The following is a 15,099-nucleotide window of genomic DNA, read 5'->3' on the forward strand; positions in this document are numbered from 1 at the left end:
CGGACACCCTTACGATTAGCTAACCACTACTTCTGCCTTCGTGGCTCGGGACTCTCACCCTAGAGATTACACCCATGCCGGGCACACTAAAAAAAGCGTATCTCTTAAATAGAAATACGCCACAGTTACCTATTATTTTAAAAATCGTCGAACAATCCCTAATTTTTTATCATCGTATGGTGGATATAAAAATGGAATGTTTATTTTACTGCTGCTTTTCATAATACTTCTTTCATGCGAGAAGGTTAAAAAGCTATAGTGACCGTGATAAGCACCGATTCCAGAGCTATCTACTCCACCGAATGGTAGTTCAGGATTGGCCAAATGAGTAATCGTATTATTTATACTTACTCCGCCTGAAGAGATTTCGTTTAATACTTTTTCTTCTACTTCAGAGTTAGATGTAAATAAATAAAGCGCTAATGGCTTCGTTAACCTGTTAATAGATTGGATGGCATCCGCTAAGTTATCGTACGTTAAGATAGGTAAAATCGGGCCAAATATTTCATCTTCCATTGATGCAGATTCCCATGTTGCCTCTAATAAAGTTGGCTCGATATATCTTGTGTCAGGGTTGATTAATCCTCCATGTATAATGAGGTCTTTATCTTTTTCGAGTATCGAAGTCAACCGCTGAAAATGCCGCTCATTCACGATACGGCCAAAGTCCTTACTTTTTTCAGTTGATGAGCTGTAGAATGTGTGTAGTACTTGCTTCATTTCAGTAATGAGCTCTTCTTTTACTGATTCATGGACCATCAAATAGTCAGGTGCGACACATGTTTGACCTGCGTTTACGGTCTTTCCCCATATAATCCGTTGTGCAGCGGCTTTTATATCTGCACTTTCATCCACGATTGCAGGGCTTTTCCCACCAAGTTCAAGTGTAACTGGCACTAAATTCTTAGCAGCCGCCTCCATCACAACTTTGCCTACTGCGACACTACCCGTAAAGAAAATGTAGTCGAATGGTGCGTGAATTAAAGATGTATTTGTTTCCACTCCACCTTGCACCGAACGAATATAGGAAGTATCAAAAATACTTTCTATCATCTCTGTTACAATTGCTGAGACGTTAGGCACTAATTCCGATGGTTTAATGACTGCACAATTTCCTGCTGCAATGGCTCCAATTAAAGGTTCAATTAAGAGCTGAAAAGGGTAATTAAACGGACCAATAATTAATACTGTCCCATACGGCTCATAACGAATCATACTTTTGGATGGTTGAAGAAAGATTGGTGTTTTAACTTTTTTAGTTTTTGCCCATTTTTTTAAATTCTTTTTCGTATGAGTAATACTATTTAAGGCATAACCTATTTCCGTAGTATACGTTTCGAAAGGGTGCTTTCCGAGATCTTTTCGTAATGCTTCTGTTATTCTAGGTTCAAATTCATTAATGCCTTCCTTAAGTTTATCAAGTTGTGCCAATCGAAATTCGATTTATTTTGTCTGATGCGATTGAAAAAATGATTGATGCTCATTAAGAATATCGGTAACATGCTGTGGTGTTAGTTCGGTGTACATGTTTATTACCACCTTTCTATATAAAAGATTAACGTTTATCTTATAAGGTAAACAGTAGGGATATTTATTGCTTATGTCAATTGATTGAGTTGACATATAGAAGCTTCGAACACTTCATTTAAGTGATACAGTTAACAGAAAATACTGGAATATTATGTATAAAAAAAGGCCATGAATCATCATGACCTTAGTAACAACTTTTCTTCGATTTATCACAATAAACCATTACTTGGTGGAGCGACAAACTATTCTGTCTCCTCATAATTTTCGTGGTAATGTTGTAGTCTTTCCACCGATTCATTAGCAGATTTATTACCAGTCGCAACACCTTGTAGGGTTAGTAAAATCTCTCTTTCATAATCGTATGGAAAAAATGTACTTATCGAAGGATACACTCTTGTTGCTTCATTATTTAAGTTTGTTATATCTTGCAATAGCTCATTAGTAGATTTAAGATCCATTCTCATTGATGGCAAGTAACCAAATTCCACGCTATAATTCGAAATTACTTCTTCTGTCCAAAATGCTTCAATAAATTCATAAATCATTTCTTCCTCTTCAGTAGTGACATCAGCACTAAAAGCAAAACCATCCATAAAATGGCCATGAATAAATGAAGAAGAGTCACTGTTAAATCCAGCTACTGATGGTATGGACATCACCCCAATATTACCATCCATTTGTGGATATCCTTCTTGCAATTCTTCTACGGAATGATTCGTGTAAATAAATACAGAATCTCCTGTTAAAAATGACTCGATTATTTGTGTCGGATCTCCCTCTGACTCTGTTTCTATCACGGGTATTTCTAGTTGTGTAATTTCCTCTATTGATTCAAACAACCTAATAAATTCTTCGTCGGTCCAACTTGCTTCTCCATTTATTAATTCATTTAACTTTTCTTCACTTACGGTCAGAGGTAATAATCCTTCAAATAAATCCAGGTAACGATATCCTTGCGCATCCATCATTAGTGGATTATACCCTGCTTGGCTTGCTTCTTTCATTAAGGTTACCAAATCGTCCCACGTCGCAGGTACACCGCCCAACTCTTCAACGAGCTCTTTATTATAAAACAAATGATAACTAACTCCCCTAACAGGTAAACCATATATCCTTCCATCAATCGTGAACCCGTCCAGCGAGTAAAATGAATCTTTTAAACCAATTTCCTCTAAATAGTCAGTTAAATCTAAAAAGTGTTCCCGGTTCTCTTTAATAAACGGACCATCAGCTGCCATAATGACTTCTATAATATGCGGGAATCCTCCCTCTTCAATTTCCTCTTCTAGGATAGCATGATAAAGTTCAGCGCCTTGTGGATTCATAGTAATAGTAGCATTTATATTAGATTCCACGTTCTCTATAGCATCTCTCAATATGTTAATTTCCTCTTCCGACTCTATTGCATGACGAAGGATTAATTCCGTATCTTCTTCTGTTTCAGTTGGTGAAGACACATCCTCTACCCAATCATCATCTCCTACATCTTCAGCATCTTGACACCCAATTAAAAATAAAGCTAATCCAAAAATCAAAGCAACATAATAACTATTTTGTAATTTAATCATTCTCACCTCTTTATCCATCTATAAGGCACCCATTAAGAATTATCAGTTTGCACTTTTTAGAAAATCCTCATGATATACATCTATTTCTTGCGCTGCTTCTTGAGCAGTTATACTACCTTCTAACAATTCATTTACTATTTCCGTAAGCTTCCAACTGTATTGCTCCTGTGATGAAACTGCGGTTCCAAACTCCGAAGGCAAGTCTTTCACATCAGGAACTAATTCAGCAACTCCAGGAATAATGTCATGAGTTTCATTTAATAGAGTAATAGACTCATTTAATAGTGAATTATCCGTATTCGCGTCTACCCGTACAGCAGGAACTAAATATTCTTCTAAATAATATTCAGTTAATATCTCTTTCGACCAAAATGATTCAATAAATTGATAGATCATCTTCTCTTCTTCTTCGGTCACATCTCCATTAAAAACGTACCCGAATGGAAATGTCCCCGTCATCATTGTTGAATCCCTCTTCGTTTCCGAAGCTGTTGGAAACTGCATTATTCCGAAAGTTTCAGCATCATCAGGTGGGAAATTATAATACATAAATAACGTATTACCAGAGATGAATTCATTAAATAACCCATCTGGATACATATCAAATCTCGTTATATCTATGTTCGCTATGTCCTCCATTAATTGAAGTGCTTTGAGAAATTCATCGTCTGTCCATTTCGCCTCTCCATTCATTAATGCTTCTATTTTTTCTTTTCCTGCTGTTTCTAGCAAGATGCCTTGAAATAAATCATACGGTAATTGTGAAAAACTATTATCTCCTTGATTGTCTAAAATTATAGGATTATAACCAGCTTGTTTTGCTTCCTTCATCATTGCAATAAATTCATCCAAAGTCTCGGGGACTCCCCCTAATTCCTCTACAAGCTCTTTATTGTAATATAAATGTGTTAGTCCTCCACTATAAACAGGTAGTCCATATACACGATCATCTACAGTGAAATGGTCTAAGGAATGAAACTCTTCTATTAAACCTGAATCTTCAAGAAAATCCGTCAAATCTAACAAGTGATCTGTATGCTCATGCATAAAGTTAATGTCTTCTGGAAGTGTGGCATGAAACTCTATAATGTGTGGCATTTCTCCTCGGGATATGTTATCTGCAAGAATAGCTGAATATCCATCGGATGATTTTGATTCTGATTGGATAGTAAATCCTTGTTCCATCTTTATCCTGTCAAAGATTTCCTTTAGTTTATCGCCATTATAGTCATCTTCAAAACCAGAATAAAACATATAACGTAGTGTAAGTTCCTTTGTTTCTTCTTGTATTGGATTAGAATCATCTTCAATCCAATCATCATCTCCTACTTCCTCAGCTTCTTGACATCCAATTAAAAATAAGACTAGACCAGTAACTATTAGAGTTAAAAAAGAATATCTGAAAGATTTCATTTTCCTCACCCCTTATTTTCTTCCAAAAGACTAGGTAGTTTTCTTAGCGTGTAATATTGATTAAATCCTCTTGAATTGCATCCATTTTTTCTACTGCTTCCTGTGATGATAATTCACCATTTGCAAGATCCTTTACCACTTCTCTCGTTCTTATTTCATAATTCAACTGGCTGAAGTTACTTCCTTTGGTATACGGAAGCAGGTCCGTTATTTTCGGTACAAAATTTGTAGTTTCATTCATCATTTGCAAGACTTCATTAAATAGAGCATCTTCTGTATTTGCTTCTACATGAATAGCAGGTATATAAAATTTATCCGTATAATACGTTGAAATAAATTCCTCAGACCATAATGTTTCAATAAATTTATAGATCAATTGCTCTTCCTCTTCCGAGACACATAACCAGAAGGAAAGTTTGCAATAAGTGAAGGTGAGTTCTCATGGGAACTTGAAACAGTTGGAAATGGCATAACACAAAAATTATCTTGATTTGGAGGAAAGTAAGAATACATAAACACGATATTCCCTGATAAAAATTCATTGTATAACTCGTCAGTATACATTTCTAATCGAGGAATCCCTAATTGTGCAATTTCTTCCATTAATTGAAGGGCTGCAATAAATTCATCATTAAACCAACTCGCTTCTCCATTCATCAATTCATATAATTTCTCTCTTCCAGCTGTTTCTAATAATATTCCTTGGAACAAATCATATGGCATTTGAGAAAAACCATCTTCCTCGTCTATTGCTATAGGATTATAACCCTTGTTTTTTGCTTCCTTCATAAAACTGATGAAATCCTCGGAAGTTTCAGGAAGACCTCCTAATTCTTCTACAAGTGCTTTATTATAATATAACTGCATGGTACTTCCATCTATAGGAAGTCCATATACCCGTCCGTCCACTTTATAGCTTTCCAAACTATAGAACTTTTCCATTAGTCCACTTTCTTTTAAAAAATCAGTCAAATCTAATAAATTTTCTTTTTCTTCATGTAAAAAACTCTTGCCATCTCCACTACCATCGTCATACATCAAATTAATTTGAATAATATCCGGAAGTTCTCCACGAGATAATTCATTCTTTAAAATGGCTATATAACCATCTAGCGATTTTGAATCAGAGATGATAGACAGACCCGTTTCTTCCTCAATATGGTCATACATTTCTGTTAGCCTATCATCGCTACTGTCACCAGATATCCGAGGATTAAATTGATATCGAAGCGTTAATTCCTTCGTTCCCTTTTCTAATACTGGATTATATGATTCTTCGTACAAGTCATCGTCTGCACCACTACAAGAAGTTAATATTAACAGGATAATAAGTAGCTTCACTATCCATATTTCTTTGGACCTATTCATTTCCACACTCCCTCGTAACGTATTCCCAAACGGAAAATATGGTAGAAAATTGAATAAAATAAACTATTTAAAGGAAAAACTATATTTTGAAGCGTTTACAATAGATGGATTTAAACGTATGATTAAAAACAATGAGGATATTTATTGAGTAATACGATGCACTTATGAAGATGATATTGCATAATTTCAAAATTTAATTATGTCAAAAGTAATACAAAACAGATAATACTTTGTATGAATAACCTCCTATCTATAAGATTAATTGATTGAATATTCTATAAGCACCTTTTGTAACCACAATATAGCAACGCTGTACATTAAAGTAAATACATTTATTAGTAATCTTTACTTTTTTAGGTTTTATATTTAATAGTTAATATCTGTACATTGCATTTAATTTTGCCTATCATTTATTTTTCACTTAAAAGAATATCATTAAATAAGGAGGAATTCGTTTGCCAAATCCAATTCTTCAAGCAAGCAATATCACTCGATCCTTTGGTAGTGGTAAGAATGCAGTACATGCTCTACGTGGAATTAACCTCACTATAACTGAAAGCTCTTTAATCATCCTTAAAGGAAAATCTGGCTCCGGTAAAACAACCTTCATGAATATCTTAGGTGGTCTAGATCAACCTACAGATGGAACAGTCACCTTCCTAGAACAAGACATCTCTCAATTTAATCATCAAGAAGTCGATAATTTTCGTAAAAAGCATGTCGGGTTCATCTTTCAAGCCTTTGCCCTATTACCCATGATGACAGCAATAGAAAATGTTGAATTCTCACTTCGTATAGCGGGAGTGCCACAAGAGGAATGGGAGAAAAGAATAAAAGAGTCCTTAGAATGGGTAGGACTTTCTAAGCGTGCGAAGCATCGACCTTATGAACTATCTGGAGGAGAGCAGCAGCGTGTTGCAATAGCAAGAGCAATTGCCAAGCGACCTTCCCTCATATTGGCGGACGAACCTACAGCTGAGCTTGATTCAAAACGAACCTTCCAAATCATTCGCTTGTTTCGTAGCTTAGTAGATGAGCAAAAGATGACCATCATTTTTACAACCCACGATCCTAATGTATTACATATGGCAGATACTATTTATGAATTAGAAGATGGCCAGTTAATAAAATCTAAGCTATCTTCCTAGATATTGAGAAAAAGAGGTGTTGCTATGAGCATGATCATTTGTGAAAGCGTTGTCAAAATTTACAAAGCACATGATTTAGAAGTTTTCGCATTGCAAGGATTGGACCTTACAATTGAAAAAGGGGAATTGATGGCGATTATCGGGAGTAGTGGAAGTGGTAAATCTACTTTACTAAACCTATTAGGAGGGCTTGAACGTCCATCAGCAGGCTCCCTTTTAGTAGATGGTAATAATCTTTTACGAATGACAGAAAAGCAATTAAAAATGTATAAACGATTAACTGTCGGCTTTGTATGGCAAAATCAAGGGAGAAACTTGATTCCTTATTTGACCGCACAAGAAAATGTTGAAATACCTATGCTTCTTCAGGGTAGGAAAAAGTCTCAGAAGGCAAGACAACTTTTAGAAATGGTTGGTCTCGGGCATCGACTAAAAAACCGATTAAATCAACTATCAGGTGGGGAACAACAACGAGTAGCTATTGCCATTGCTTTAGCGAATGAGCCTCCCCTCCTACTAGCTGATGAACCTACAGGAAGTGTCGACTCAAAAACAGGTGATCAATTATTAAATGTTTTTCGGGAAATTAACGAGACTCTAAATACGACCATTGTCATTGTTACTCATGACACCGAATTAACAAAAAAGGTAGACCGAGTAGTCAACATACGAGATGGAAAGATATCGAGTGAAATGTTCCGTATGCAACCACATGAATTAGAAGAACTAATGATGCAGGGCATACAGGAAGAAAATACACACTTAGAATATACCGTCGTCGACCGGACAGGAAGATTACAAATACCAGAAGAATTACTCCACACATTAAACCTCGGGGATAACAAACAAAGTCGTGTACAAGTTGTAGAAGAAGACGGCCAACTCATCATTAAACCTCAACCTTCTTTGAATCCAACCAAAAAATAATTAAATATTTATTCAGTTGAGAAAGGCGGTAATTCATTGAGAGATAAAAATTGGACAGGCCAACTAATCTTTATAATGGGAGGAATTTTGTTATTACTCAGTGGATGTAATTTAATCCCTAAAGAACAAGAAGCTCTTGCTCCTCCATTAATTGAACCAGCAGCAACTCAATATGACATAGAAGTCATTGAGCGAAATGATTTAATAGATGCTTATGAAGGAAGTGCAGTATTTCATTCCGCCAATTCAACAGAAGTGTATACACGCGAGCTTGGTCATCGTATAAAAGAGATCCATGTGGAGCCAAATCAAAATGTCGAAAAAGGTCAATTGTTAATTGAATTGGAACAAGATGATCTTGAATTTGAGGTTACTCAGCAACAGATTGCTTTGAATGAAGCTAAATTAGATGTAGATAGTGCGAATGAAAGAAAAAAAGAACAGCAAACCCTTCGAGCTAATATTGAAAAGAAGAAAAATAAGCTGAAGGAAATAAATGATGATATTAAAGAACAAGAGGCTCTATTAAAAAAGCTAGAAAATGAAGAAGAACAGCAAAAACAACAAGATAAAATTGCAAAACTAGATCAAAAGAAACAGCAACAACAGCAAGATATCGAAATGACGGAGCAGCAATTAGTTAATATGGCTGACTTAAATCGGGATGTTACAAGAGCACAGTTGAATGTGGAACGACAACAAAATCAGTTAACTAACTTTCAAACAAAATTGGAAGCCACCAAGATTACCGCACCAATGTCTGGACGGATTACCTCGTTAACCGAGCTAAAGGCTGGTGATATAGTCGAGCCATTCGATTCACTAGCAACCTTATCGGATCCACAATCTTTACGGTTAGTTGCTACCCCTGTTGGTAATAGAGTCGATGATTTAACAGTCGGAATGGAAGTTCTCATTGACTTAGACGGAAAAGAGTTATTAGGAAAAGTCGTTGATTTACCCGATGAAAATAATCCGGACAAAGATATTGGTATTGAAGTCGAGGACCTTCCAGCATCGATTGATTTAGGAGAACGCGCAAAAATTCAGATAGTTTTTGAGATTCGTGAAAATGCTATTACCATCCCAACTAGTGCCATAAGAAACTATGACGAACAACAAGTCGTTCGTATTTTAGATGGGGAGAATCTAACAGAAGTAGGAATTAAAACAGGATTAGAAGTTGGAGATAGAGTAGAAGTCATCAGTGGTTTAAACGAAGGTGACCAACTCATCTTACGTTAGGAGGGATACCTTGAGCATATTAACCATGATTGCTAGAAAGATCTATAAGAACTACTGGTTAGTCATTAGCTTATTTATCGGTATATTAGTAACAATTATATTGGTATCCTCCATTCCTATTTACACGACTGGATCTCTACAAAAGCTTGTCGTAAGTGAATCTGAACGCTATCAAGAAGAAAATGGTACCTATCCCGGTATCATTACCCATCACACAGATTGGGAGAAGCTTGATAAGAAGATTGATCGAGTTAAGCTATTAGAGCAATTAGAAAAAGTAAATGAAAAGGTTTTAGACCAACAAGTTGAAATGCCAAAAGTAGAAGCAGCAACGATGCTCACATCAAAGGCGCTGAAGGGATATCGTGGATCCTCTGATATAAGCATGAGAAATATCCATGTAGTATCGCTAACCAATTTTGAAGAGAATATTACGCTTCTTCATGGAAAACACCCTACTAACAGTGAGGACCAAAAGGTAATTGAGGTGTATATTCACGATAATGCCTTATTAGAAATGGACATATTTCTAGGGGAAGAAATTCGTTTAACCGATCAATCACTAGATGAAGATCTTATCATTCGACCTGTAGGAACCTTTCAAGCTGCAGAAGGAACCGAATTGTATTGGCCAGTATCACCTAATCGATTTGAGAATACCTTTGTCGTTGCCGAAGATATTTATCGAGAGCAACTATTACCTTTAGATGAATTTGTAAAGGAAGCTCTCCTATATAGCACCTATGACTATACGAATTTAGATATAAAAGATGCTTCGAGACTATTGCCTATTCAACGCATTCTTCGCAACCAAACGATACGTGCAACAGAAAATACAGAAGTAACGATTAGCAGCCCTATGATTGGAATCGTCCAACATTTCCTTCGTCAAGAAGGCCAATTTCGTGCAATGACAATCACTTTTTTCGCACCTGTGCTAGTCATGTTACTAATCTATTTATGGATGGTTGCTAAACTAATCGTTGAAAGGCAGCATGCAGAAATCGCAGTATTACGAAGTCGTGGTGCGGGTAAAAGACAAGTTGCCTTTATATATTTTATAGAAGCATTATTTCTCTGTGGAATGGCTATTCTTATCGGACCGTTAATCGGCTTGATGATAAGTAAATTGTTAGGATCGACGACCGGATTTATGGAATTTGTCCAGCGCCAATCACTACCCGTTAAGCTAACACTTGATACGTATCTGTACGCTGGGGTAGCAGCTATTGCTTGTTTAATCAGTGTCATGATTCCAGTATTTATGGCCACAAGGCAAAATATCGTCTCACAAAAGAGACTACATTCACGGGGGCATGGACAAGCTGTCTGGCACAAGTACTTTATCGATGTGCTCCTACTCGCCATTGCAGCATATGGCTGGTATATGTTAAGACAAAGTAATTACAGTGCTTCCGATTCTCAAAGTATTTCAATTGATCCACTACTTTTACTCGTTCCTGTCTTATTTATCATTGGATTTGCCTTGTTAGCATTTCGTGTCTATCCATGGATTATCGCACTGATTACCTGGATTGGCAGAAAAAAATGGCCAGTACCTCTTTATACGACGTTAATGCAGATTGGTCGTTCATCACAGCCCTATCAGTTTTTCATGTTATTTCTAGTAATGACCATATCCATCGGTTTATTTAGTGCCAACACTGCTCAAACCGTATATCAAAATTTAGAGGAACAAGTACGTTATCAAGCAGGTGCTGACATTGTTCTACAACAATTCTGGGACCGCGATATACCAATAGAAATGACTAAAGCTGGCGAAATGATAAGCGAGGAAGATAGACGAGACAATTTAAGAATTTTATACTATGAGCCGGATACAAGTCATTTTAAAGATTGGCCTGGTGTTAAGCAAGTTGCGAAGGTATTCCAGAAAAGCGGAGCATCCATAACCAATACCCAAGCCCCAAATAATAAAGAAGAAACACATTTGATGGGGATTGATACGAAAACATTTGGAGAAACTGCATTTTTCAGGTCATCCTTATTATCTCCTAATCGTCATTGGTACGAATATTTAAACTTGATGGCGAGCGAAAATAGCGCGGTATTTCTTTCTAGCGCATTAGCTGAAAAGCTTGAAGTATTGCCCGGGGAATATGTCACATTAGACTGGAATATGGCACAGCAAGCACATTTTGTAGTATATGATGTGATAGATTATTGGCCATCCTGGGATCCGATTGAAAACCCATATTTTGTGGTTGGCAACTTATCCTATATTCAAACTTCGATGGCGATAGAACCATATCAACTATGGATTAGTCTCGAGGACGACGCAGATCGTTCAGAGCTAATGGCAAAAATAGAAGAGGAAGAACTAAGTCTATTTAGTTTTCGTGATGTACAGAAAAATGTCAATGATTTAAGTAATGACGCTTATTTAACAGGACTAAATGGTTCATTGACGCTCGGTTTTCTGATTGCTTTAGTCATTACCTTCATTGGATTTTTGTTGTATTGGATTTTATCCTTGCGAGCAAGATCTCTACAATATGGAACATTCAGAGCATTAGGGATGTCAGCTCGACAGTTATTCAGCATATTATGGTGGGAACAGGTGCTGACAACAGGTGTTGCGATTATGTTAGGAGTAGTAGTCGGAAAAATAACGAGTCTCTTATTTATTCCGTTTATCCAATATTCGTTAGGTGGACAGAAGCAAATTTTGCCGTTTAGGATTTTCGTTGAGATGAGAGACGAGCTATTAATCTATTGCTTTGCAGCCGTTATTCTAATTATTGGACTAGCTATCCTAAGCTGGATGGTATCAAAAATAAAAATCTACCAAGCTATCAAAATAGGAGAGGAGTAGGGAAATCCCTACTCCTTTTACCTACATAATATTTATTTTTCTGCTGATAGCTTTTTCTTTCTTAGGTAGCTGGTATATGCAATTCCGCCTCCAATTAGTTTCAATCCACGCACGCATGTAGAGTGCGACTTCTTCGTCCGTAGGGTTATTCTGATACTCTTGGTTATTTCAATCCATGCACCCCATGTAGAGTGCGAACTGAATCCAAATTCGATTGAGGATGCGCAGGATAATTTCAATCCACGCACCCAAGTAGAGTGTGACTTAAAAGGTATAAGTTTGCTGATAGAGAAACAGGTATTTCAATCCACACACCCAAGTAGAGTGCGACGAGAAATTAAAAATGAGATTAGAAAACACAAATATTTCAATCCACGCACCCACGTAGAGTGCGACGTTCTTTTTGTTCCTCCACGACTCTGTTTGTTAATTTCAATCCACGCACCCCATGTAGAGTGCGACTTCTTTGCTTGGGTCAAGAGTACAAACGGACAAATTTCAATCCACGCACCCATATAGAGTGCGACATTTCAAACTGTTTCGAGTGTTCTTGATACTCTGATTTCAATCCCCGCACCCATGTAGAGTGCGACCCTGCTTCATAGTTCGGTCCCTCGTAGTTCCACATATTTCAATCCACGCACCCAAGTAGAGTGCGACGATTCGATTGTACCGTCTCTTATCTGAGGGGTAGATTTCAATCCACACACCCATGTAGAGTGCGACGTATTCGGTTTTATGGGGAAAGACTATGAAACATTATTTCAATCCACGCACCCATGTAGAGTGCTACAGTATTAGTTATTCTTGTGTTGAGATTAATGGGGAATTTCAATCCACGCACCCATGTAGAGTGCGACTTAATGATGGTCCACATGGTACACCAGGTACAAGTATTTCAATCCACGCACCCATGTAGAGTGCGACTGGAATTTGCTAAACACAGCATTGTAGACATCGGTATTTCAATCCACGCACCCATGTAGAGTGCGACGACAAATTCGACTTGTTTTATTGTCCCGTATTGCAATTTCAATCCACGCACCCATGTAGAGTGCGACATCATTGATCACTTTCAAAAATCAAAAGCAGTGTATTTCAATCCACGCACCCATGTAGAGTGCGACTATGTTCCCCTCTGTCACCGTCAAATCGGATTGATTTCAATCCACGCACCCATGTAGAGTGCGACCTATTTGCTGCACATGATGTAATTCCTCTCCTAAAATTTCAATCCACGCACCCATGTAGAGTGCGACCACGATGGTACAGAGATACAACGGTACTTGTAAAATTTCAATCCACGCACCCATGTAGAGTGCGACTACATAATTATCTAGTCTAATTTTTAGATCAATATTTCAATCCACGCACCCATGTAGAGTGCGACCTGTAAGGCCAAACCCTAATAAGGAAGGTTGGGGATTTCAATCCACGCACCCATGTAGAGTGCGACTCCTGCATCTTATCCGTTTCGAATTGACTCTACAATTTCAATCCACGCACCCATGTAGAGTGCGACTTCAAGTAATGCACACTATCCGTGTCACAATATAAATTTCAATCCACGCACCCATGTAGAGTGCGACACCCAACGAATGACTTCAAAATCATAGCTTTCTTATTTCAATCCACGCACCCATGTAGAGTGCGACGAGATTAAAGAGTATATCTGAAATCGCTAATGTTATTTCAATCCACGCACCCATGTAGAGTGCGACATTTTATACCATTCTTATAAACATGATAGTTTAGTATTTCAATCCACGCACCCATGTAGAGTGCGACGTGATAGCTCCTTTTTCTAAATTCTCGTATTCATATTTCAATCCACGCACCCATGTAGAGTGCGACTTAGAAGTTATTCTAGATACGTTATCCAATTTAGATTTCAATCCACGCACCCATGTAGAGTGCGACAGCGATTTTATTCAAAAATCAGCAAAAAAAGTCGATTTATGTGTAAATCACTAATTTGTTTTTACATTTATCAAGTTAATACCGCCTTTTAGTTCCGTTAATTGGTAAAATACCTATTTTTATTAGTGCTAACCTTCCTGACTTTTCATGTAAGCTAAGGGTTAGCACTCATTAAAACACCAAAGGTCCTTCAATATTTAAAGATTCTTTTACACCAATATGCTCAATCTTATTTTTGTAGTTATTTCCCAATTTATAAAAACGCAAACTGTCTTTTGTTGGATCAATAAGCTTTTCTAATTTACTTTTTAGAATCGTATACTGCGTAGCGTCAACAACACATTCAAAAACAGAATTTTGTACTCTTTGACCATAGTTTTGACATGCCCTTGATACCTTTCTAAGTCTTTTTTCGCCCCCATAACTAGATGTGCTAACATCATAGGTAATTAGGACTAGCATCACTTAGTCACCTACTTCCACAAAAATGGTGGATATTCATCTAAATCCCCGCGTAAATAGCGAGCCAATAATAAGGATTGAGCATAAGGCACAAGACCCCAGGAAATTTTCTCCCCTATAAATGGGTGAGTTATTTTTTCTTGTTTCTTTAATTGCCATGCTTTTAAGAATTCCCTTCTAGCATCATCGGTCATGATTACTGCACCATTCTCTTTTTTAATGAATGCCCCTTCAGTAATTTCTCTACGATTTATAAGTGTTAATACGAACTTGTCTGCTAAAACTCCCCTTAATTCTTCCATCAAATCTAGAGCCAATGAAGGTCGACCTGGCCTATCTTGATGCATAAAACCAACATATGCATCAAGCCCTACTGTTTCTGCAGCAGATGCCATGTCATTTGCAAGCAAGGTGTAAGCAAATGATAACATAGCATTAACATTATCCAATGGAGGTCTTCTTGTCCTTAAATGAAAATAAAAATCCTCTTTTTGTTGTAATATCATGGAATTAAAAACTTTGTTATATGCTATAGCTGCTTGGCCTTCCCATCCTCGCAGACGTTCTAAATCCTCACACTTTCTTATCTTGGATAGGTTACACTTGATTGGACAGATTCGTTAAGGTCATATAAACTTGATTCATAAAAAGTCGGGAGAGAATTAATTATGGCCAAAAGAGA

General features: G+C 37.1%; 9 protein-coding genes, 2 pseudogenes and 1 CRISPR repeat array. Of the genes and pseudogenes, 4 read left to right on the forward strand and 7 right to left on the reverse strand.

The features are described from left to right. Nucleotides 1-132: 132 nt before the first annotated feature. The 5 genes and pseudogenes from GGQ92_RS15525 to GGQ92_RS15545 all read right to left on the reverse strand — a co-directional run bounded on the left by GGQ92_RS15525 (nucleotide 133) and on the right by GGQ92_RS15545 (nucleotide 5,879). Nucleotides 133-1,527 (reverse strand): annotated as a pseudogene (locus tag GGQ92_RS15525) (aldehyde dehydrogenase). A 245-nt stretch (nucleotides 1,528-1,772) separates the two neighbouring features. Beyond that, nucleotides 1,773-3,098, reverse strand: coding sequence for an ABC transporter substrate-binding protein (locus tag GGQ92_RS15530; protein WP_184251152.1), 1,326 nt, complete (start codon nucleotides 3,096-3,098; stop codon nucleotides 1,773-1,775). Nucleotides 3,099-3,140: 42 nt separating this feature from the next. Continuing rightward, nucleotides 3,141-4,511, reverse strand: coding sequence for an ABC transporter substrate-binding protein (locus GGQ92_RS15535; RefSeq protein WP_184251153.1), 1,371 nt, complete (start codon nucleotides 4,509-4,511; stop codon nucleotides 3,141-3,143). 43 nt (nucleotides 4,512-4,554) lie between these two features. After that, nucleotides 4,555-4,887 (reverse strand): hypothetical protein, encoded by a 333-nt coding sequence (locus GGQ92_RS15540; RefSeq protein WP_184251155.1) that lies wholly within the window; start codon nucleotides 4,885-4,887, stop codon nucleotides 4,555-4,557. After that, complete coding sequence (locus GGQ92_RS15545) at nucleotides 4,884-5,879, reverse strand: ABC transporter substrate-binding protein (RefSeq protein ID WP_184251157.1); 996 nt, start codon at nucleotides 5,877-5,879, stop codon at nucleotides 4,884-4,886. Before GGQ92_RS15545 ends, GGQ92_RS15540 begins: the two co-directional genes overlap by 4 nt. A gap of 455 nt (nucleotides 5,880-6,334) precedes the next feature. Between GGQ92_RS15545 and GGQ92_RS15550 the strand changes: the two genes are divergently transcribed. Genes GGQ92_RS15550 through GGQ92_RS15565 form a run of 4 tightly spaced genes read left to right on the forward strand, consistent with a single transcriptional unit; the run spans nucleotide 6,335 to nucleotide 12,035 of the window. Next, nucleotides 6,335-7,027, forward strand: coding sequence for an ABC transporter ATP-binding protein (locus GGQ92_RS15550; protein WP_184251159.1), 693 nt, complete (start codon nucleotides 6,335-6,337; stop codon nucleotides 7,025-7,027). Nucleotides 7,028-7,057: 30 nt separating this feature from the next. Beyond that, nucleotides 7,058-7,954, forward strand: a complete 897-nt coding sequence (locus GGQ92_RS15555; RefSeq protein WP_184251165.1) for an ABC transporter ATP-binding protein — start codon at nucleotides 7,058-7,060, stop codon at nucleotides 7,952-7,954. A gap of 36 nt (nucleotides 7,955-7,990) precedes the next feature. Further along, a complete protein-coding gene (locus tag GGQ92_RS15560) occupies nucleotides 7,991-9,199 on the forward strand; it encodes an efflux RND transporter periplasmic adaptor subunit (RefSeq protein WP_184251161.1) in 1,209 nt (402 codons plus the stop codon). Between the two features lie 10 nt (nucleotides 9,200-9,209). Further along, a complete protein-coding gene (locus GGQ92_RS15565; RefSeq protein ID WP_184251163.1) occupies nucleotides 9,210-12,035 on the forward strand; it encodes an ABC transporter permease in 2,826 nt (941 codons plus the stop codon). Between the two features lie 495 nt (nucleotides 12,036-12,530). Next, nucleotides 12,531-13,955: a CRISPR direct-repeat array (repeat unit 32 nt; unit sequence ATTTCAATCCACGCACCCATGTAGAGTGCGAC). A 171-nt stretch (nucleotides 13,956-14,126) separates the two neighbouring features. On the opposite strand, the gene cas2 is transcribed toward GGQ92_RS15565, so the two are convergent. Together cas2 and cas1 are read right to left on the reverse strand one after the other, a co-directional pair. Next, the gene (cas2, locus tag GGQ92_RS15570; RefSeq protein WP_184251172.1) at nucleotides 14,127-14,417 is read right to left on the reverse strand and encodes a CRISPR-associated endonuclease Cas2; all 291 of its coding nucleotides are present in this window, start codon (nucleotides 14,415-14,417) and stop codon (nucleotides 14,127-14,129) included. Between the two features lie 11 nt (nucleotides 14,418-14,428). Continuing rightward, a pseudogene (gene cas1, locus GGQ92_RS15575) lies at nucleotides 14,429-15,007 on the reverse strand (CRISPR-associated endonuclease Cas1); the annotation flags it as partial. Between the last annotated feature and the right edge of the window lie 92 nt (nucleotides 15,008-15,099).

The organism is Gracilibacillus halotolerans (genome assembly GCF_014206945.1).
In the GTDB taxonomy this organism is placed as follows: domain Bacteria; phylum Bacillota; class Bacilli; order Bacillales; family Amphibacillaceae; genus Gracilibacillus; species Gracilibacillus halotolerans.